Annotated in this window: 19 protein-coding genes and 1 pseudogene; 10 read left to right on the plus strand and 10 right to left on the minus strand. The window is 62.3% G+C overall.

The annotated features are described in order from the left end of the window. Positions 1-111: 111 nt before the first annotated feature. Together PYR71_RS00610 and PYR71_RS00615 are read right to left on the minus strand one after the other, a co-directional pair. Entirely contained in the window at positions 112-288 is a 177-nt protein-coding gene (locus tag PYR71_RS00610) for a hypothetical protein (RefSeq protein WP_275617850.1), read from the minus strand. A 136-nt stretch (positions 289-424) separates the two neighbouring features. Next, a complete protein-coding gene (locus PYR71_RS00615) occupies positions 425-1318 on the minus strand; it encodes a LysR substrate-binding domain-containing protein (RefSeq protein ID WP_275617851.1) in 894 nt (297 codons plus the stop codon). 181 nt (positions 1319-1499) lie between these two features. Between PYR71_RS00615 and PYR71_RS00620 the strand changes: the two genes are divergently transcribed. Then, positions 1500-1886: an ectoine synthase gene (locus tag PYR71_RS00620; protein ID WP_183918734.1), complete on the plus strand. Its 387-nt coding sequence runs from the start codon at positions 1500-1502 to the stop codon at positions 1884-1886. Positions 1887-1933: 47 nt separating this feature from the next. On the opposite strand, the pseudogene PYR71_RS30785 reads toward PYR71_RS00620, so the two are convergent. From PYR71_RS30785 to PYR71_RS00640, 4 genes and pseudogenes are all read right to left on the minus strand, one after another. Beyond that, positions 1934-3037 (minus strand): annotated as a pseudogene (locus PYR71_RS30785) (helix-turn-helix transcriptional regulator). A 259-nt stretch (positions 3038-3296) separates the two neighbouring features. Next, entirely contained in the window at positions 3297-4646 is a 1350-nt protein-coding gene (locus tag PYR71_RS00630; RefSeq protein WP_275617853.1) for an SLC13 family permease, read from the minus strand. 94 nt (positions 4647-4740) lie between these two features. Then, positions 4741-6255: a malonate--CoA ligase gene (locus PYR71_RS00635; RefSeq protein WP_275617854.1), complete on the minus strand. Its 1515-nt coding sequence runs from the start codon at positions 6253-6255 to the stop codon at positions 4741-4743. Then, positions 6252-7676: a malonyl-CoA decarboxylase gene (locus PYR71_RS00640; protein WP_275617855.1), complete on the minus strand. Its 1425-nt coding sequence runs from the start codon at positions 7674-7676 to the stop codon at positions 6252-6254. Before PYR71_RS00640 ends, PYR71_RS00635 begins: the two co-directional genes overlap by 4 nt. Positions 7677-7831: 155 nt before the next feature. On the opposite strand from PYR71_RS00640, the gene PYR71_RS00645 reads away from it, so the two are divergent. Beyond that, positions 7832-8482 carry a GntR family transcriptional regulator gene (locus tag PYR71_RS00645; RefSeq protein WP_183934853.1) on the plus strand — a complete coding sequence of 217 codons (651 nt, stop codon included), beginning with the start codon at positions 7832-7834 and terminating at the stop codon, positions 8480-8482. A 7-nt stretch (positions 8483-8489) separates the two neighbouring features. On the opposite strand, the gene PYR71_RS00650 is transcribed toward PYR71_RS00645, so the two are convergent. Continuing rightward, the gene (locus PYR71_RS00650) at positions 8490-8891 is read right to left on the minus strand and encodes an acyl-CoA thioesterase (RefSeq protein ID WP_183918728.1); all 402 of its coding nucleotides are present in this window, start codon (positions 8889-8891) and stop codon (positions 8490-8492) included. Positions 8892-9079: 188 nt separating this feature from the next. Between PYR71_RS00650 and PYR71_RS00655 the strand changes: the two genes are divergently transcribed. The 4 genes from PYR71_RS00655 to PYR71_RS00670 all read left to right on the plus strand — a co-directional run bounded on the left by PYR71_RS00655 (position 9080) and on the right by PYR71_RS00670 (position 12124). Then, complete coding sequence (locus PYR71_RS00655) at positions 9080-10015, plus strand: histone deacetylase family protein (protein ID WP_275617856.1); 936 nt, start codon at positions 9080-9082, stop codon at positions 10013-10015. A gap of 2 nt (positions 10016-10017) precedes the next feature. Then, complete coding sequence (locus tag PYR71_RS00660; protein ID WP_003545921.1) at positions 10018-10269, plus strand: exodeoxyribonuclease VII small subunit; 252 nt, start codon at positions 10018-10020, stop codon at positions 10267-10269. A 74-nt stretch (positions 10270-10343) separates the two neighbouring features. Further along, positions 10344-11111 carry an SDR family NAD(P)-dependent oxidoreductase gene (locus tag PYR71_RS00665; RefSeq protein ID WP_275617857.1) on the plus strand — a complete coding sequence of 256 codons (768 nt, stop codon included), beginning with the start codon at positions 10344-10346 and terminating at the stop codon, positions 11109-11111. 89 nt (positions 11112-11200) lie between these two features. Then, positions 11201-12124 (plus strand): pirin family protein, encoded by a 924-nt coding sequence (locus tag PYR71_RS00670; protein WP_183918725.1) that lies wholly within the window; start codon positions 11201-11203, stop codon positions 12122-12124. A gap of 177 nt (positions 12125-12301) precedes the next feature. On the opposite strand, the gene PYR71_RS00675 is transcribed toward PYR71_RS00670, so the two are convergent. After that, on the minus strand, positions 12302-12472 hold the full coding sequence (locus PYR71_RS00675) for a hypothetical protein (RefSeq protein WP_275617858.1): 171 nt from the start codon (positions 12470-12472) through the stop codon (positions 12302-12304). 276 nt (positions 12473-12748) lie between these two features. Between PYR71_RS00675 and dxs the strand changes: the two genes are divergently transcribed. Beyond that, on the plus strand, positions 12749-14665 hold the full coding sequence (gene dxs, locus PYR71_RS00680) for a 1-deoxy-D-xylulose-5-phosphate synthase (protein ID WP_275617859.1): 1917 nt from the start codon (positions 12749-12751) through the stop codon (positions 14663-14665). Positions 14666-14900: 235 nt separating this feature from the next. Here the strand turns inward: dxs and PYR71_RS00685 are convergent, their stop codons facing one another. Continuing rightward, positions 14901-16844 carry a methyl-accepting chemotaxis protein gene (locus PYR71_RS00685; RefSeq protein WP_275617860.1) on the minus strand — a complete coding sequence of 648 codons (1944 nt, stop codon included), beginning with the start codon at positions 16842-16844 and terminating at the stop codon, positions 14901-14903. A gap of 269 nt (positions 16845-17113) precedes the next feature. Here PYR71_RS00685 and PYR71_RS00690 point away from each other — a divergent pair, with 269 nt between their 5' ends. Both PYR71_RS00690 and PYR71_RS00695 read left to right on the plus strand, forming a co-directional pair. Further along, positions 17114-17899: a TlyA family RNA methyltransferase gene (locus PYR71_RS00690; RefSeq protein ID WP_416384271.1), complete on the plus strand. Its 786-nt coding sequence runs from the start codon at positions 17114-17116 to the stop codon at positions 17897-17899. Beyond that, the gene (locus PYR71_RS00695) at positions 17896-19146 is read left to right on the plus strand and encodes a class I SAM-dependent RNA methyltransferase (RefSeq protein ID WP_275617861.1); all 1251 of its coding nucleotides are present in this window, start codon (positions 17896-17898) and stop codon (positions 19144-19146) included. Before PYR71_RS00690 ends, PYR71_RS00695 begins: the two co-directional genes overlap by 4 nt. A 59-nt stretch (positions 19147-19205) precedes the next feature. On the opposite strand, the gene PYR71_RS00700 is transcribed toward PYR71_RS00695, so the two are convergent. Continuing rightward, a complete protein-coding gene (locus PYR71_RS00700) occupies positions 19206-19655 on the minus strand; it encodes a winged helix-turn-helix transcriptional regulator (RefSeq protein WP_275617862.1) in 450 nt (149 codons plus the stop codon). 85 nt (positions 19656-19740) lie between these two features. Here PYR71_RS00700 and PYR71_RS00705 point away from each other — a divergent pair, with 85 nt between their 5' ends. Then, positions 19741-20559: an oxidoreductase gene (locus PYR71_RS00705; protein ID WP_275617863.1), complete on the plus strand. Its 819-nt coding sequence runs from the start codon at positions 19741-19743 to the stop codon at positions 20557-20559. Positions 20560-20578 lie beyond the last annotated feature (19 nt).

Genomic DNA, 20578 nt, shown 5'->3' on the forward strand with positions numbered 1-20578 from the left:
GATGCTCATGGAGGGGGAAGGAGGGCTCGCTGCCAGCAAGGTACGGCCTGGAACGCAGGCAACAAAAAACCGCCTTGAGGCGGTCGGGCATTCTATCGATTTCAGTTTGATCTAGTCTCCTCCACCACCGTCGCCGCCGCCGTCACAGCCGCCGTCGTCTGAGGCGTCGAACCAGCCTCCCCCGCCATTGCCGGAGCTTTTCGATCTGCGCTGGCCAATCGCAGCGATCAGGGCGCAAATCAGAGCGAAATAGGCAATGAGAAAGACATTCGTGAAAAATGTGACCAATCAGTATCCTTTCGTTTGCTTCAGGAAATCTGGTTTCCTGACTAAAACTGTAGATTATTTTTCGATTTTCGCAATGGCTTCAATATGAAAGTTTCGTGACATTCCAGCTCTGGTCAGGTTGCCGGCGGTCGCTCGCCTATTCAATGATCGGAGGAGCGCTGGATCTACACTCCTCAACAAACCACTCGGCAAAGCGACGGACCGGTTTCTTCGCCCAGGCGCTAGTGATCAGATAATATCCCTGGGTCTCTGCCGTCGAGATGTCCGAAAGCACGACAAGGTCGCCGCGCTCGATCTCACGGCGAAACACCTCGACAGGACATAGAGCGATCCCATGCCCGGCAATCACTGCCGTGGCCAGAATATTGAAGTCCTGAAATATCGGTCCACGGATCGGCTCGGGTGGATTTATCCCGGCCTTGCGGAACCATTCTTTCCAGCCCTCCACGGATTCGTCATGCAGCAGGTCGGCCGTGGCAAAGGGAACTTTCTCGATCGTCCAATTCCGCTTTGCCAGATAATGGACGCTCGCCACCGGCTGGTTGCGCCGGGAGAAAAGCAGACGGCTCTCCCGGCCTCCCGACAGGTCTTCCCCCATGGTGATGAGAACATCCAGGCTTTCGTGATCGAGGCGTTCTTCCGCTCTGGCGTAAACGATCCTGACATCGAGATCGGGATCGCTCTCCCGGAACGACGGCAGCGCGGGAACCAGCCAGCGCGACGCGATCGAAGGAATGCAGCCGACGGTGATCGAGCGCATATTGTGGTCTCTGCGCATGTTGCCGGTTGCGTGGGCGATGGCTGCCAATGAGCCGGAGACGGCAAGATAATATTCGGTGCCTGCTGACGTCAGCGCAACGCCGCGCCCGGATTTCTGCAGCAGCTTGCGTCCCAGCCACGTTTCCAGATGCTTGATCTGGTGACTGATCGCGGCGTGGGTCACATGCAGCTCGTCTCCGGCTTTTGACAGGCTCATCAGCCGGGCGGTCGCTTCGAAGGCCCTCAATGCGTTCAGCGGCGGCAGCTGCATATGTTCGAGTTCCTCACATGATAGCCCTGGGTCGATCCGCCTCACGCAGAGATCAAGCGCTAAAAACATGTAAATTATTCTAACAGTTTTCTCAATTTAGATCATTTGAAGCAAGCATGGATTTCAGGGCCTAATGGATCATGGAGATCGAGCCATCTCCGCCATTTTCGAGGAGAAGAACATGTTTGTGAGAAGCCTGAAAGACGTGGAGCAGACCGAGCGTTTCGTCGACTGGGGCAATGGCACAAGCCACCGTCTGCTGACGAGGGATGACGGCATGGGGTTCACGGTCTGCCACACTGTCGTTCGCGCCAACACGCAAGCCCTGCTGCAGTACCGCAACCATCTGGAAGCCTGCTACTGCATCAGGGGAGAAGGCGAGGTCGAGGACATGGACGGCAATGTTTTCCCCATCCGCGTCGGCGATATCTATGTTCTCGACAAACATGATCGGCACTATTTGCGGGGCGGCAAGGACGAGGACCTCATCCTGGTCAGCGTCTTCAATCCGCCACTCAAGGGAACTGAGCGTCACGACCTGAAAAACACAAGCGGTTCGGAATATTGAGTTGAGCGACCGGGGGCCAGATCACGCCGGACTTGCACCCCTAGAATTCACCGCATCAGCAGCGACACCAGGCCGACGCGGGAATTCACCCCGAGCTTCGAATAGATGTTTCTGAGATGGGTTCTGACCGTCTCGTAGCTGATATCGTCGGTCATCGCCACCTCTCGGGGCGATTGCCCCGATGCAATGCTCGACGCGATCCGGATTTCGGTGGCCGTCAGCTTATATAGCTGCATTAGCAAGTTCCGCCGCTCATTGAGAGGCGTCGCGACGATCGGTTCCACGATCACCGCCACGGTCGGCCCCTCGAGAAACTCGGTAAATGCATCGGAATGCAATCGGACGAGGGTGATGCGATAATTATCCTGGTTTACACCCTTGACGATTGCCGTGTGCGGCTGGGTCTGCACGCCGTTTCTGGAAGTCAGGAATTCAAGCACCGCATCTGACTTCTCGCATTGAAGCGCGAGGGTTCCGTCGGCGGCGATCTGCACAGGCACGTCGGCGGCCAACAGCGCCTCTGCGCTCTTGTTCCAGCGGCGGGCCTTCCGCTGCTCCGAGACATAGATCAATCCGACGCCGATGCTGTCGAACAGGGCCTGCGTTGCCTGCTCGTGCGGCGCGAAGAGATCGCGCTTGCGAATGAAGTCGAAGGTCCTCTTTAGATGCGGCGCGAGCTGCGTGTAGAGCTTGGCCGCTTCCCTGTTGAGATCGGGGTCGGTCGAGGAGGTGGCGGTCGACAGGATGAAGGTGCGATTTTCCTCGCGTATGATCGAGACGCCGATGCTCGTCTCGCATCCGGTCTGCCGCTTCAGCCAGTCATTGTAAAAACTCCGATCTGATCAGTTCCTCGCGCGGAACGATCTCGTCACCGCACAGGCCTTGGCCGACGGGCACGAGATCCAGTCTCGGAAGCCAGGGATTGACCGAGGCAAAGTGGCTCATGAACTGGTCGACCTCGGATTGCGAAAAGCCCGACATGAAGGGAACATGGGCAACGGACCGGTCAGATCATGATAGTGAAGCGCCGCTTTGCCGCCCGGCGATGTCTGCGCAAGGCGATCCAGAAAATCCTGCCAGCTGCACTCGCCGAAGAGACTTCCATAGATCATATCCGTCAGAAGAGACGAGTCGTCAGTCGATTGAATCATGATCGATTTTCAACAGCTGCGAATGAAAGCGTCTTCAAAATATAGAACAGTGTTGTCTTCGCAATTGCAACGGAATTCGCATGCGCAATATCAGACGCTCCGCACTGAACGTGAAATACTACAACCCAAGCATGTTATAGCTTCTCCGGCACTATATTTCCGGCCGGCGCCTCCGAATCGGGGGCCGTGTAACTCGGAATACCTTCCCCTCAACGTGCGTGCCCGGGCCGCCGCGAGCGAAGGACCGCGGCGGACGCCGTCAAACCAGCCCCGGCACGACGAACACCAGCCAGGCAACGATCGGGCCGATGATGGCAATCAGGGCGCTGTAGACCAGCAACTGCTTGAGGACCTGCTCGCGCCTTTCATCCGGCGCATTGGCGACCACAAGCGCACCATTGGTGGAGAATGGGCTGGTATCGACGATCGTCGTCGAAATCGCGATGGCGGCGACCACGCCGATGGCACTGACATGTCCCTGCATAAGGAACGGGACGGCCAGCGGGATGATGGCGCCGAGCAGCGCGGTCGAGGATGCAAAGGCCGAGACGATGGCGCCGGTAAAGCAAAGCAGGAGCGCCACCAGCAGCGGCATGCCGAGGCTGGATATGCCGTTTGCGACGTAGTCCACCGTACCGGCCTTCTCCATCACGCCGACATAGGTGATGATGCCGGCAATCAAAAGCACGGTCGACCAGCTGACCTTGTCGATTGCCGCCTTCTGGGTCTTCGGGGACAACAGCGCCAGCGCGACGGCGACGGTCATGGCGACAAGGCCGACATTGAACTTGAAAACGAGCGCGCCGATGCCGAGCGCGATCAGTCCGATCAGCGTGATAATTCTTTCATTGTTCAGACGCAGCGTCGCAGCAGTATCGGCCGCCGTGCCATAGGCATGTTCCCGGATCGGTTTTGCCGGCGTGCCGCCGTGACCTCTGATCGACGCCGACACGCCCTCGGGATGCAGTTCGGGCAAGGGGCCAAGGGATGCCGCAGGCACTTGCTTCATGACCTTTGCGCCGCCGAACGCGAAGAAGACCAGCACCGCAATCGCCAGATTGAAGAAAAAGCTGGAGAGAAACAGCGATGTCGGCGCGAAAGGCAGACCGGCCTTGGCAACGATCTGGTTGGTGATGCCGCCATAGATGCTGATCGGCGAAAAGCCGCCCGCTTGTGCGCCGTGGATCACCATCAGCCCCATCATGACGGGGTGAATTCGATACTGGATGGCAAAGCTCAGCGCGACCGGCGCGAGAATGGCGACCGCAGCCGGCCCCAGAGCGCCGAAACCGGTAATCACGGCGGCGACGAGGAACATCACCCATGGGATCAGGCCGATGCGTCCGCGCACCAGCCGGACGGCGCATTCGACCAGCCAGTCGATGGTGCCGTTGATCTGCGCGATGGCGAAGAGGTAGGTGACAGCGACCAGCGTCAGGAACAAGTCGCTCGGAAAGCCGGCGAAAATATCGGTGGTTTTCATGCCGATGGTCATGGAGCCGAGCACGAAGGCGCCGGCAAAGGCGAGCGCGCCCATGTTGATCGGCTGGATCGTCGCAACGACGAACATGGCGACGAGCATGCCTATGGCCAGTATTTCAATACCCATGATTCCCCTCCCTCCGACGCCTCCAGCGCCGTGGTTTGCTGTTTGCAGGATTGATGCGGATGCCGACGCGCCCTCCTCCCAGAGGGCGGCCGTCTTACGCCCGGGTGTAGAGATCGGCGTATTGCTGCCGCAGGATGTTCTTCTGAACCTTGCCCATCGTGTTGCGCGGCAGGTCCTCGGCGAAGATGATGCGTTTGGGTTGTTTGTAGCGCGCAAGACGATCCTGCAGGGCGCTGACAATGCTCTTTTCATCAAGCACGACGCCAGGCTTGCGCACGACGACTGCCGTGACGCCTTCTCCGAAATCCGGATGCGGCACGCCGATCACGGCGCTCTCGACAACGCCTTCGATCCGGTCGATCTCGCTTTCGACCTCTTTCGGATAGATGTTGTAGCCACCGGAGATCACCAGATCCTTGCCGCGGCCGACGATATGCACATAGCCGTCGCTGTCGATCTTGCCGAGGTCGCCGCTGATGAAGAACCCGTCGGCGGTGAATTCGGCCGCGGTTTTTTCCGGCATGCGCCAATAGCCCTTGAAGACGTTCGGCCCCTTGATCTCGATCATGCCGGTCTCCTCCGGCGGCAGCACTTGTCCCGTGGCGGGATCGGTAACGCGCACCGTCACACCAGGCAGCGGTAAGCCGACCGTGCCGGCGATGCGCTTGCCGTCATAGGGGTTGGAGGTGTTCATATTGGTTTCGGTCATGCCGTAACGCTCGAGAATCGCGTGACCGGTCCGGGCCTGGAACTCGCTATGGGTTTCTGCAAGCAGCGGCGCCGAGCCTGATATAAAGAGGCGGATGTTGGCTGCCGCCTCTTTGCCGAAACGCGGGCTTTGCAGGAGGCGCACATAGAAGGTCGGCACGCCCATCAGCATTGTTGCCTGTGGCATCAGTGAAATGACCTCGTCGGCGTCGAATTTCGACAGCAGGAACATCGAGGCGCCGGCGAGCAGCGTGACGTTGGTGGCGACGAACAGCCCATGCGTATGGAAGATCGGCAGGGCATGGATCAGCCGGTCGTCCGATGTGACGCGCCAGTAATCCCGCAAGGTCAGGGCGTTCGAGAGCAGGTTCCCATGCGTGAGCATCGCCCCCTTGGAGCGTCCCGTCGTTCCCGAGGTGTAGAGGATCGCGGCCAGATCATCGGCAGCGCGCGACGCATCGACGAAGTCGGCCGGCTCGTCGCGCGCCAGATCGAGCAGCGAGCCGCTGCCGTCGGCGTCGAGCGTTTCGACGATCGCGCCGTGACGCTTGGCGATCGTCTCGACGCCTTGGCGAGCGGCCGAGGCAACCACCACCAGACGCGGCTCGGCGTCGCCGATGAAGTAATCGAGCTCGGCCAGCGTATAGGCGGTGTTGAGCGGCAGGTAGACCGCCCCGCTTTGAAGACAGGCGAGATAGAGGATCAATGCCTCGGCGCTTTTGTCCACCTGCACCGCAATCCGGTCGCCGGGGCGGATGCCGAGCGTGTCCATCGCGCCGGCAATGCGGCCGGAAAGGGCGAAGGCCTCCTCATAGGTCCATGTTCGGGTGCTATCGATCCGGATGAATGGTGCGTTATCGGGTGCGGCGGCCCGCATGGCGTCGAAAAGATGGTTGCTCACTTTCGCCCTCCTCCAAGCGTGGAATTCATCAGTTGCGTGAAGGCTCGAGAGCCTTGCTGGCCATTGCCGCCGCGGCGGCCTTCGTCGCTCTGGCTGAGCAGACTTTTGACGGCGGGCGAGGCAATCACTTCACCACGCTGCGCTAAGGCCTCGTGGTTGGCGACGATGTCATCAAGCTTGTAGAGATAGTTGACCATCAGACCGTACGCCTGCTGGAGCGCCTTGGGCGAGCGGTCGCCGAGAAAATTCACCCTTTCGAGCCGGGCGCCGTTGCCGAGATGGAAGCGGGCGACGGGATCGACGGGGCGGCCCTCCGGCGTGCGTTCAGTCAGGAAGTAGCGGGCCGCCAGCGGCAGCAACACACGTTCCACTTCGGCCGCGCTGCTCTCGCGGCCCGGCCAGTTCGGATCGTCGAGCAGGGTCAGCGTTTCCAGCGCCGCTCCGGATAGGGACCGATCGCCGGTCGCCGCACGCACCTTGGCAAGCCAGCGGGCAAAGCCCGGGACGGGCGACAGCGTCACGAAACTCTTCAGGCCCGGCAGGTCCTTGCGCAGATCTTCGACGACCTGCTTGATCAGGAAATTGCCGAAGGAGATGCCGCGCAAGCCATCCTGGCAGTTGGAGATCGAATAGAAGACGGCCGTCGTCGCCTCGTCGGCATGGATCTGCTCCCTCCCCTCGTCAAGCACATCGGCGATCGCCTTCGGCACGGATCGGGTGAGCGCCACCTCGACGAAGACCAGCGGCTCATCCGCCAGTCGCGGGTGAAAAAAGGCAAAGCATCGACGGTCGGCCGGCGCCAGACGACGGCGCAACTCCTCCCAGCCGGCAATTTCGTGCACGGCCTCGTATCGGATGATCTTTTCGAGAATATAGGCCGGCGTCGTCCAGTCGATCGGCCGCAGCGTCAGAAAGCCGCGATTGAACCAGGAACCGAACAGATGCGTGAAGTCGGCATCAAGCGCGTGATAGGCTTCGGATCGGTCCTTGGAAGCAAGCAGCTGCTGACGCATGCGGACGAGCGTGGCAGTGCCGTTCGGCGCGTGATTCAATCGGCGCAGCAACTCCTGCCGCCGCGGCTCTGCTGCCTGGTGGAGCGCGATGACCGCGGCTGAGCTTTTGTCCGTGCGGTAATCTTCAATCGCCTGATCAAGCCTGGCGGTGTCGGGGCCGAACTTTTGCTGAAGCATATGGAAGAATTTCTGCGCACCCTCGCTCTCGAGCGCGCCCCAGCGATCGAGGATCTCGGCTGCAAGGGCCATGCCGGAGGCTTCACCCCGGCTCGACAGCAGCATTTCACAGAGGGTCTCGAGATCGGCTTTGGCGGCGGCCTGCGTATTGCGAGAGCCGGAAAACAGCAGCTGGCGTCCGTGATCCGTAATGCTTTGCAGCATGTCGGTGAAGAAAGACGCCTCGGGCATGCCATTCTCCTGTCTTCTAATGGTGCTGTGTGGCCTTTGGACACTGCTTCCCAACGCAGGGCTTCGTCTGTAGTATGTACATTGCCATTCTTCGTACACGACGTCAACCTTTTTGTATACAAGATTGGCAGTTATGTATGAAGGAAGCGCGAGAAATGTCCGAGAATGTCGGCCGGTGGCTCCGGGATGAGATTGAAAATGCAATACTTTCCTACGAATTCGCCCCCGGCGAGCGGCTGGATGAAACCGTACTTGCCAATCGGTTCGGTGTGTCGCGGACGCCGGTGCGCGAGGCGCTGATGCAGCTTGATGCCATCGGCCTCATCGAAATCCGTCCGCGCCGCGGCGCCATCGTGATCGATCCAGGCCCGCACCGCATTTACGAGATGTTCGAGGTCATGGCCGAGCTCGAGGGCCTGGCCGGATCGCTTGCCGCCCGCCGGCTGGACAAGGCCTCACGCGAGGCGATCACCGCCACCCACAGCCGCTGCGAACAATCCGCCGCTGCCGGTGACAGCGATGCCTATTATTACGACAATGAGGAATTTCATAAGGCGATCTACGCCGCGAGCCGCAGCGATTTCCTGCAGGAGCAATGCGCCCAATTGCATCGGCGCCTTCGCCCCTATCGCCGTCTGCAACTGCGGGTGCGCAATCGCCTGTCGACCTCCTTCGCGGAACATTGCGCCATCGTCGATGCGATCTTCGCCGGCGATGGAGATGAAGCCCGCCGCCTGCTGCGCACGCATGTCGGCATTCAGGGAGAAAGGTTCAGCGATCTGGTCGCGAGCATGGCAGCCAGATAGAATTGCTCTAATCCAAAAACCGATAGAGCCAGTCGCGCGTTTCCTCCGGCAGCGGGGCCGGCTGCTGATCCTCGCCGCTGCGGGCCTGCCAGATGATTTCCACCTCGGCGGCGCGCTCCTCGCCGGTGTCGATCGAAACGAGGAAACCGATGGAGCGCACGCCGATCTTGTCAACGGCGGCGGTAAAAAGGGCCGGCTCATCGTAATGCAGCGGGCGGTGGAGAACACAGGTAATCTTGCTGGCGCTATAGACTGGTTCGTCCTCGACCTCGGGCCGCGCCGACCAGAAGCTCGCAATGACGGATTCGGCATAGGAAATATAGGAAGCCAGGAACATCCGGCCATTCATATCGACATCGCGAAACGGCACATGTATTTCCGTCACACCCGGGCGTTTCGACTGACTCATCAACAACTCTGCCTGCAAAATTCCCCGTCAACGACAGTAGCACGAGGTTTTTTGAAGTAAACGGCTGAGATGACAGGAAATTATAATGCCGCCGCCGGCGAGAGGGTGCGGCAGAGCGCTTGTTGAAATCATCAGGCGATGTCCCATCTGCTGTGGAACATGACACAAGCGACCGATAGAGTGTCTCCATGAGCACCCGTCTTTATGAACACCCGATCTTCCTGGAACATGTGACGCCTTCCGGCCATCCGGAGCGGTCGGACCGGATCCGCGCCATCAACATGGCGCTGGAACATCCGAATTTCGCCCGGCTGGAGCGCCGGCAGGCGCCACAGGCGAGCGAGGATGCGGTGCTGCTGGCCCATCCGGAAGAACATCTAAGAGCCGTGATGCGGGAAATCCCCGAGGAAGAGGATCGGATCAACCAGCTCGAGGCCGATACTTATGCCAGCGCCAAAAGCCTGCAGGCGGCGCTGACCGGGATCGGCGGCGCGATGGCGGCGGTGGACGACGTCTTTTCCGGCGCCGCCGACAATGTCTTCGTCGCCGCCCGCCCGCCCGGGCACCATGCCGAAAAGACGACGGCGATGGGTTTCTGCTTCTTCAACAATGCGGCAATCGCCGCCCGCCACGCGCAAAAAAGGCATGGTGCCGAACGTGTCGCCATCGTCGACTGGGACGTACACCATGGCAACGGCACCCAGGACATCTTCTGGGACGATGCTTCCGTGCTGTTCTGCTCGACGCATCAGATGCCGCTCTATCCCGGCAGCGGCGCCAAGGAGGAGAAGGGCAAGCACAATACCATCGTCAACGCGCCGCTTTCGCCGAATGTCGGCAGCGACCATTTCCGCGAGGCGTTCAAATCGCGCGTGCTGCCGGCGCTCGACGATTTCCGGCCGGATCTGATCATCATCTCCGCCGGCTTCGACGCGCATCACCGCGATCCGCTTGCGCAGATCAACCTGACGGGCGAAGATTTCGACTGGGCGACCGGCCGCGTCCTGGAACTGGCCGACCGGCACGCCAAGAACCGGGTCGTCAGCCTGCTCGAAGGCGGCTATGATCTCGAGGGTCTCGCCGAATCGGCGGGCATGCATATTCTGAGAATGATGAAGGGTTGAGAATGACTGACAGCGCCAAGCCGGAAGTGTCCGGCCTTTCCTTCGAAAAGGCGGTCGCCGAACTCGAAAGCATCGTTGCCCGACTGGAACGCGGCGACGTGGCGCTGGATGAATCGATCGAGATCTATGAGCGCGGCGAAGCGCTGAAGAAACATTGCGAGACGCTGCTTTCGGCCGCCGAAAACCGCATCGAGAAGATCCGGCTCGACCGCGCCGGCAAGCCGCAGGGCGTCGAGCCTCTGGACGGGGCCTGAGCGGATCGAAGGCGCTTGGCGATCGGCTTGCGGCCGATCTATGATCCCCTCCAGAACCATGAGGGGACAGACAAATGACGGATAGATTGAAAGGCAAGGTCGCCATCATCTCGGGCGGCGCGACTGGCATGGGCGGTGCTGCCTCCAAGCTGTTTGCGGCCGAAGGCGCGCGCGTCGCCATCATCGACCGCAACGGCGAAGCGGCGGCCGAGACCGTCAAGCAGATCCGTGATGCCGGCGGCGAGGCCGATTGCTGGACTGCCGATGTCTCCGACGAAGCGGCCGTCCATACCGCTGTCGCCGGCGTCGAGGAACGCTACGGCGCGGTGACCGTTCTGTTCAATCATGCCGGCACTATCGTCATCAAACCCTTTCTCGAGACGACGCTTCAGGAATGGGACTGGCTGCACGCGGTCAATGTGCGTTCGATGTTCCTGATGACCAAGGCCGTGCTGCCGAAGATGATTGCCGCGGGCGGTGGATCGATCGTCTGCACCTCGTCGATCTCGGCGGTCGCCGCCACGCCGATGGAAGTGCTTTACGACACGACCAAGGGCGCGGTGCACATGTTTGCCCGCGCCATCGCGGTCGAATTCCGCGACCGCAACATCCGCTGCAACGCCGTCTGCCCCGGCTTCATCCGCACGCCGCACGGGTTGCGCGAGGTCGCCGACCTGCAGGCGCTCGGCGTCGATGTCTCCGATGCCGCCATCGCCGCGCAGCAGGGACGGATCGGCGAGCCGGAAGACGTGGCGCGGGCCGCCCTCTATCTCGCCAGCGACGAGTCGAGCTTCGTCAACGGCGCCCACCTCTTCGTCGACAACGGCTTCACCGCGATCTGACTTCATGGAGCCTCTTCGGCACATCAAATTGGACGCGCGGCGCTGCAGGGACTATCTGTGGTCGATGTCCTTGTAAGCGGAGTCCCGTCATGTCCTTCTTTCCCGGTAAAGATCCCCTCCCCGGCGATGCCTTCGCCTGCGATGCGATCGAGAACCTGATCATCCCGCGCAGCAGTGACATCGGCGGATTCCAGGTGCGGCGCGCGCTGCCCACAAGGCAGCGGCGGCTGGTCGGGCCGTTCATCTTCTTCGACCGCATGGGACCGGCGATCCTGAAGCCCAACGAGGCGCTCGACGTCAAGCCGCATCCGCATATCGGCCTGTCGACGGTCACCTATCTCTTCGACGGCGAGATCCGCCACCGCGACAGCCTCGGCACCGAAAAGGTCATCCGCCCCGGCGATATCAACCTGATGACCGCCGGCCGCGGCATCGTCCATTCTGAGCGCACGCCCGACAATCTGCGCGGCCACCCGCTGCTGATGTCGGGGCTGCAAACATGGCTGGCGCTGCCCGACGACAAAGAGGAGATCGATCCTTCCTTTGCCCATACGGAAAAGACCGAGATGCCGCTGATCGAAACATCAGGCGTGCGCGGGCGCGTCGTCATCGGCTCGTTCGAAGGCATGACATCGCCGGTCGGCACCTTCTCCGACACGCTCTATGTCGATCTCAACCTGCAGCCCGGTGTGCGCTTTCCCTTCGGCGCGGCCCATGAGGAGCGCGCCGTCTACGTGCTCTCCGGCGAGGTCGTCATATCGGGCGACCGTTTCGCCGCCGATCAGCTGCTGGTCTTCCGGCCGGGCGATCCGATCACGCTCGAAGCCGGCAGCGAGGGCTGTCACCTGATGCTGTTCGGCGGCGCGGCGCTAAACTCGAAGCGCTATATCTGGTGGAATTTCGTCTCTTCCTCGAAGGAGCGGATCGAAAAGGCCAAGGAGGAATGGCGCACCGGCCGCTTCGACATCGTCCCCGGCGACGAAGAGGAATTCGTGCCGTTGCCGGAAGGCTGACGGCAAAGGCGATGCGCGCCGCGGAGCGATTTTCCCCTTCGCGACGCCCGATCCGCGGCTGAATTCAGGCCGCTGCGAAATACCGCGTCAGCGCACCCTTGGTGCGGTTCACATAGCCGTCCTGCCAGCTGTCATCGACATTGAGAAAGCCAGAACAGCCCTTCTTGCCCTGGCGCTTCAACTCCGCCTCGACGGCGCGGAATACTTTTTCGCCACGTTTCCCTGCTCGTCGAGATAGACGCGCACGACTTCTAAGCCGAGGTATCCGTCGATCTTGGCGTCGATATCCCAGGCCACATAGGCGACCTCGCTGTTCACATAGGCATGCGCTGCAACAATCGTTCGCATGACCTGATCCCCAGTCGGCGCGGCAACATTGCTACCATTCTTCAAGCAGCTCGCCGCCCTTTGCACGTTCGACCAGCGGGGCGGAAAATCGGGGCGGCACCGGGCCAAGATCAGGCGAATGCAACTTACGGAAATAGAATTTGATAACTCCCGAAACCCCTCACACATTTTTCCGCCATGCTCTAAGGTGAAAAGCTTCGGTTCCTGAAATCACTTGTTTTGCCTCGTTCTAATCGAATAAAGCGGTACAAGGAAAAGTAAGAAAGAGCGCCGCCCGTGACACATCCGCCGAAGACTCCTCTGCTCGACCAGGTCACTTACCCCGCCGACCTGCGCAAGCTGGAGGATCGCGACCTGCCGCAGCTCGCCCGCGAGGTCCGCGACGAAATGATCGACGCGGTGTCGCGGACCGGCGGTCATCTCGGCGCCGGTCTCGGCGTGGTCGAGCTGACGATCGCCATTCACAGCGTCTTCGATACGCCTGACGACCGGCTGATCTTCGATGTCGGCCATCAATGTTATCCGCACAAGATTCTGACCGGCCGGCGCGATCGCATCCGGACCTTGCGGCAGGAAAACGGGCTGTCCGGTTTCACCCGCCGGGCGGAGAGCGAATATGATCCCTTCGGGGCGGCGCATTCCTCGACCTCGATCTCGGCCGGCCTCGGCATGGCGATCGCCGCCGATCTCGACAAGAATGACCGGCGCGTCATCGCCGTCATCGGCGACGGGGCGATGTCGGCCGGCATGGCCTATGAGGCGCTGAACAATGCCGGTGCGCTCGATGCCCGCCTCATCGTCATCCTCAATGACAATGACATGTCGATCGCGCCGCCGACAGGGGCGATGAGCGCCTATCTCGCCCGCCTGGCCTCGGGACGCACCTATATGGGCTTCCGCGACTTCGGCAAGAAGCTGACGGCCTATCTCGGCAAGAACATCGATCGCGCCATCACTCGCGCCGTCGAGCACGCGCGCGGCTACGTCACCGGCGGCACGATGTTCGAGGAGATGGGCTTTTATCATATCGGGCCGATCGACGGGCATTCCTTCGATCACCTGCTGCCGGTGCTGCGCAACGTGCGCGACAATGCGCGCGGCCCGGTGCTGATCCATGTCGTCACCCAGAAGGGCAAGGGCTATCCGCCGGCCGAAGCCGCGGCCGACAAATATCACGGCGTCAACAAGTTCGATGTCATCACCGGCGCGCAGGCCCGGGTCAAGCCGAATGCGCCGAGCTATACCAGCGTCTTTGCCGAAGCGCTGGTGCAGGAAGCCGCCCTCGACGACAAGATCGTCGGAATCACCGCCGCCATGCCGAATGGTACCGGCCTCGACAAGCTCGCCGAAGCCTTTCCATCGCGCTGCTTCGATGTCGGCATTGCCGAACAGCATGCCGTGACCTTCGCCGCCGGCCTTGCGGCCGAGGGCTACAAGCCGTTCGCGGCGCTCTATTCCACCTTCCTGCAGCGCGCCTACGACCAGGTCGTGCACGACGTGGCGATCCAGGGACTGCCCGTGCGTTTCCCGATCGATCGCGCCGGCTTCGTCGGTGCCGACGGCCCGACCCATGCCGGCTCCTTCGACACCGCCTTCCTCGCCACCCTGCCCGGCTTCGTGGTGATGGCAGCGGCCGACGAGGCCGAGCTGAAACATATGGTACGCACGGCCGCCGCCTATGACGCCGGGCCGATCTCCTTCCGTTATCCGCGTGGCGAAGGCGTCGGCGTCGACATGCCGGCGCGCGGCGAAATCCTGCAGATCGGCAAGGGCCGCATCGTCAAGGAAGGCACGAAGGTCGCCCTGCTTTCCTTCGGCACCCGGCTTGCCGACTGTCTGCTTGCCGCCGAAGATCTCGAAGCCGCCGGCCTGTCGACGACGGTCGCCGATGCACGCTTCGCCAAGCCGCTCGACCACGAGCTGATCCGCCAGCTCGCCCGCCACCACGAGATGCTGATCACCGTCGAGGAAGGCTCGGTCGGCGGCTTCGGCAGCCAGGTGATGCAATATCTCTCCAGCGAGGGCCTGCTCGACAACGGCCTGAAGATCCGCTCGCTCGTCATGCCCGATATCTGGATGGAGCAGGCGAAGCCCGAAGCGATGAATGCCCATGCGGGGCTCGATCGCGCCGGGATCGTATCGACGGTGTTCAGGGCCCTGGGGCATGGGGTTGCTGTGGGGGTTGCGGGGTAATTATCGACGAGAGGGTGTGCCGTGTGGCCCCCTCATCCGCCGTATGGGCACCTTCTCCCCGCTGGGGAGAAGAGGGAATCGAAAGGTCGCGGCATCACCCTTCGCCCCGGCGGGGAGAAGCCGGCCCGAAGGGTCGGATTAGGGGGCCACGGGCCGCACCATGGCCATCTCATCATGAAAAAAGGCGGCACATCTCTGCGCCGCCCTTTCGTTGACGTCCTTCCGAAAGCCGCCCTCAGAACTCCGTCCAGTCCTCCTGAACCGCAACCGCAGCACTCGCCTGTTTGCCGCCGAAGGCCTTGGTGACCTTGCTGGCGAGTGCGCGGGCCGGTGAGGCGACCGGGCGGGAGGCAGGCGTCGCAGCGGCCGTCTTCTGGGCCGGAGCGGCAAGCTGGGTTCCGAGCTTGAACTGGCGCAGCAGCTCGTCCAGGGCGCTTGCCTCCTGGGCGAGCGCATGGCTTGCGGCGGTCTGCTCTTCGACCATGGCCGCATTCTGCTGCGTGCCCTGGTCCATGTTGTTGACGGCGGTGTTGATCTCCTGCAGGCCGATCGACTGTTCGCGCGTGGCGGTGACGATCGCGTTGACGTTGCGGTTGATCTCCTGCACCTCGGCGACGATGGCTTCCAGCGCCTTGCCAGTCTCGCCGACCAGCGACACGCCGGTCTGCACATGCGTGCCTGACGTGGTGATCAGGTCCTTGATCTCCTTTGCCGCCTTGGCCGAGCGCTGGGCGAGCTCGCGCACCTCCTGGGCGACGACGGCAAAGCCCTTGCCGGCTTCCCCGGCGCGGGCTGCCTCGACGCCGGCGTTCAGCGCCAAGAGGTTGGTCTGGAAGGCGATGTCGTCGATGACGCCGATGATGTTGGAGATCTCGCCCGAGGATTTTTCGATCTGCTGCATGGCGGAGACCGCCCTGCGGACGACATCGCCGGATTTTTCGGCGCCGAGTCGGGTGCGCTCGACGAGGTTGCCGACATCCTCGGCGCGTTTGGCGCTGTCGCGCACCGTCGTCGTCACCTCTTCCAAGGCCGCTGCGGTCTGTTCGACGGCGGCAGCCTGCTGCTCGGTGCGGTGGGCAAGATCGTCGGCGGCCAAGCGGATCTCGCCGGCACCGGCATTGATCGCCGAGGCGTTGCGGCCGACCGACTGGAGTGCGGCCTGCAGCTTTTCGACGGCATTGTTGAAGTCGTTGCGCAGGCTGTCATATTGCGGCGCGAAGGGCGTCTGGATGCGGGCGGCGACATCGCCGACGGCGAGGCCGGCAAGGCCGCCGGCCAAGGCGTCGACGGCATAACGCAGTTCGCCTTCCTCGCGCGCCTTCCGCTCGTCGCTTGCCCGGCGCTGACGCTCGGCGTCATCACGCATGCGGTCGGTCTCGCCGGCAAGGCGCAGCTTCTCGATCGCCGCCTGCTTGAACACCAGGACGGACTGGGCCATGCGGCCGATTTCGTCGCCGCGCTCGACAGCCGGCACCTCGATATCGTTCTGACCGCCGGCAAGGCGATCCATGGCCGCGGTCATGCCGACGACCGGGCGAACAATAGTGCGCGACATCAGCCAGGCGAGTACGGCGGCGGCAAGCGACGCGACGATGCCGCCGGCAATCAGCGTCATCTTCAGATCGCTGTTGGCATCGGCGCGGATCGCGGCGAGCGCGTTCGACTTTTCGCGGGCGGTGGCCTTGATCTTGGCGGACGCCTGGCGGAAACCGTCGAGCTGACCCTTGGTGGCGTTGACGCCGATCTTGACGACCTCTTCGATCGGCATGTCGGTTTCCTTGCGCGCCTTGGTCTGCGGCTCGGCAAGTTCATGGAAATAGAGGTCGGCGGCCTTCTGCATGCCGTCGATCATCTCGAGCAGCTGCGGCTCGGCCGCGGCCGTCTGCTTGGCGGCGGCGATCGCCTTCAGCATGCGCTCGCGGTTGGCGAAAACGTCGCCATAAGTGCTGTCGCTGCGGAAGAGGATGAAGCCGCGCAGATTGACCGCCTGCTCGAGCATCGCCTGCAGCGCATCGTCGATCTGGTTGACGAGCAGCTCCGATTTTTCCTGCTCGGCGGACGCGGCAGCCGACGCCGTCGCCTTGGAATACACAAAGGCGGAGACGGACATGAAGATAAGAATGAGGGCTGCGAACGTCGCCGCAAGCTTCCCGTTCAAGGATATGTTTTTAGCGGACATCGTTGATTTTCTCCTGGCGACAGTCGACGCGGCGAGAGACGGTCGCGCGCAAGACGCAACCGCAGAGACTTGGAATCGGAAACATGATCGGCGAAAGACGCCTGCGCCTTCATGGCACGAAGCGGTTCGGACGAACCGCTGCAATCGAGCCGACCCTATGCGGGCAGGCTTTAAATTTGCTTAAATACGCGCTGCAGCAATGGCGAGCCCGACGATTATCTGCTTCCGGCGTCCGAAAGCTCCGACGGTCATGGCGATCCTGGAACAAAATGCTTGCAACCGGCGGCTTTGCCGGTCATTCACAGCCGATGTCCGATCAAAACAGCCGACGCCTCGACCAGCTGCTCGTCTCCCGCGGCCTCTTTGCCAGCCGCTCGCGGGCGCGCGACGCCGTGCAGCGCGGCACCGTCCGGATCGCCGGCCAGGTGGTGACGAAGGCCGGCGCGCTCTTTGGCGTCGACGCCGATATTGCCATCGACGATCCGGCGCAGGATTACGTCTCGCGCGCCGCGCTGAAGCTTGCTAGCGCCCTCGACCATTTCCGGCTCGACCCGGCCGGCCATCACTGTCTCGATATCGGCGCGTCCACAGGCGGCTTCACCGAGGTGCTGCTGCAGCGGGGTGCGGCGCATGTCACGGCGATCGATGTCGGCCATGGGCAGATGCATCCACGCATCTCAGGCGACCCGCGGGTGACAAACCGGGAAGGCCTCAACGCCCGCAACCTGACCGCCGAGGATATCGGCCACCCCGCCAGCTTCATCGTCTCCGACGTCTCCTTCATCTCACTGAAGCTCGCGCTGGCGCCGGCTCTTGATATCGTCTCGCCGGGCGCCATCGCCGTGCTGCTGGTCAAGCCGCAGTTCGAGGCGGGACGCGAGGCGATCGGCAAGGGCGGACTGTTGAAGGACCCCTCGTCTGCGCCCGCCGTCGCTGCGGAACTGGAGCGCTGGTTCACCGAGGATATGGGCTGGAACAGCCTCGGCCTCATCCCCTCCCCGATATCAGGCGGCGACGGCAATCGGGAGTTTCTGTTGGCAGGATTGAAACCGTGAGCACCGAAACCGTCACCATCGAGAAGCTCGGCGCCCAGGGCGACGGCATTGCCGGCAGCGCCGCCGGTCCGGTCTATGTGCCCTTTTCCCTTCCCGGGGAAACAGTGGCGATCGCCCGCGTCAAAAGCCAGGGCACGATCATGTCGATCACGACGCCCTCGCCCGACCGGCAGGAGCCGCCTTGCCGCCATTTCGGTCCCGACGGCGTCAACGGCACCTGCGGCGGGTGCACGCTGCAGCATCTGGCGGATGCCCCCTACCGCGCCTTCAAGCGGCAGCTGATGGTCGATGCACTCAAATCCAAGGGGCTGACGCCTGAGGTCGGTGAAATCGTTCCGGCCCGGCCGGGCGAACGCCGGCGCGTGGTGTTTGCGGCGCGCAAGACCGAGAAGGATATGTTGATCGGCTTCAACCAGGCCGAAAGCCATCACATCGTCGCCATCGAGGAATGTCCGATCTCGTCGGCAGGGATCGTCGCCCGACTGCCGGCGATCAAGGCGATTGCCGCGGCGCTCGCGACCAGCGCCGAACCCTTCCGGGTCGCGGTGCTCGAGACGCTTTCCGGCCTCGATCTGGCGGCCGACGACATCAAGAAACTCTCCGACCCGCAGCGGCGCAAGGCGATCGAGACCGTGCTCGGCCTGCGCGGCATCGCCCGCGTGACCGTCAACGGCGAAATCCTCGTCGAGCCGGCCAAGCCGCTTATCGATTTCGGCGGCGTCGAGGTTTCGCCGCCGCCCGGCGGCTTCGCGCAGGCGACCAAGCCGGCGGAAGAGGCGATGGCGGAGTTGGTGCTTGCCCATGCCGGCAAGGCCAAGCGAATCGCCGATCTCTTTGCCGGCACCGGCACGTTTTCGCTCAGACTGGCGCGGATCGGCCGGGTGCATGCGGTCGAGGCCGAGGCAACGGCGCTCGCCGCACTCGACCAGGCCGCCCGCAAGACGCAGGGGCTGAAGCCGGTGAGCGTCGAAAAACGCGATCTCTTCCGCCGCCCTTTGATGACGCAGGAGTTCAAGCCCTTTGACATGGTCGTCTTCGACCCGCCACGCGCCGGCGCGGAGTTTCAGTGCAAGGAACTTGCCCGCTCAGGCGTGAAGAAGATCGCAGCCGTCAGCTGCAATCCGCTGACGCTGGCCCGCGACCTTCAAATCCTCGTCGAGGGCGGCTACCGCATCATCGGGGTGACACCGATCGACCAGTTCCTCTGGACCTCGCATGTCGAGGTGGTGGCGACGCTGGAGAAGTAGGCCGTTGCCTCACGCTTCGCGGTCAATGCGATCGCGCTATCCGGAGCGTCAAGAACATCTCATCGATCGCCGGGTTCGCTTCCCGGCTGCAAACTCATGCGCATTGGCCGCGTTCCGAGCTTTGCACCCGTAACGGCATCGATTGCGATCGGTTCGATCTCCGATCCTGACTCGACATCGACATAGCGGGCGAGTTCGCCATCGCAATGGCGGTGCGCCCAAGCCCCGATCATCATCAGCACAGGCAGAAAATCGCGACCGGCTTCCGTGAGGACATATTCTTCGCGCGGCGGCCGTTCGGAATAGAGGCGCTTCTCCAGCAGACCGTCCTCCGTCAGCGCCTTGAGACGCTTGGTCAGCATGGTCGGCACGATGCCGAGGCTCTTCCTGAACTGGTCGAAACGGGTGAGGCCCGAATGGGCGTCGCGCAAAACGAGAATGCTCCACGCATCCCCGACGGATTGAAGGCCGCGGGCGACCGGGCATTGCGGAATCGAACTATTTTTCATTCGGTATCTTTTCGATAGTGACACGATATCGAAAAGATAGTAACAGAACGGCCAACGATGATCCACTCTTTTGAAAGCTGACAATATGACCGACAAAAACAGAAGCGTTGCACTGGTCACCGGTGCATCCTCAGGCATCGGCCTCGCAACGGCGGAGTCTCTGGTGAAGGCCGGCTACCGCGTGTTCGGGACCAGCCGCAAACCGGCCGCCAACAGGCCCGGGATAACGATGCTGATCTGTGACGTGGCCGATGACGCCTCGGTGCAGGCGGCTGTTGCGGAGGTCGTCCGGCAAACCGGCCGGCTTGATCTCGTCGTCAATAATGCCGGCATCGGCCTCATCGGCGGCGCGGAAGAATCCTCCATCGCCCAGGCCCAGCGGCTTTTCGACGTCAACGTCTTCGGCGTAGCGCGCGTCGCCAATGCGGTACTGCCGGTCATGAGGAAGCAGAAAAGCGGCCGGATCATCAACATGAGCTCGATCCTCGGCCTCATCCCGGCTCCGTACAACGCCTTCTATGCCTCGACCAAACATGCGCTCGAGGGCTATTCGGAATCGCTCGATCATGAAGTGCGCAACTTCGGCATTCGTGTTGTTCTCGTCCAACCCGGCGTCACCAGGACATCCTTCGAGGAAAACCTGACGCGAGCAGACCAACCTCTTGCGGTCTATGCTTCGGAGCGCGCCCGCAGTGAAGCGTTGATGCGGAAATGGGTGGAGACGGGCGATGCACCTGAGGTCGTCGCCGATATGGTGGTGAAAGCCGCAACCGCAAAGAAGCCGAAGCTGCGCTATTCCGCCGGCAAGCAGTCGCGCCAGGTCCGCTCGCTTCGCCGCTACCTCCCCGAACGGCTGGTCGACGGCCTGCTGCGCAAGGTCAATGAGTTTCCGGCCTCGGCCTGACTCCTTCATTGAGGATAGG

Origin of the sequence: Rhizobium mulingense (assembly GCF_029194105.1) — a bacterium.
GTDB classification, from domain to species: domain Bacteria; phylum Pseudomonadota; class Alphaproteobacteria; order Rhizobiales; family Rhizobiaceae; genus Rhizobium; species Rhizobium mulingense.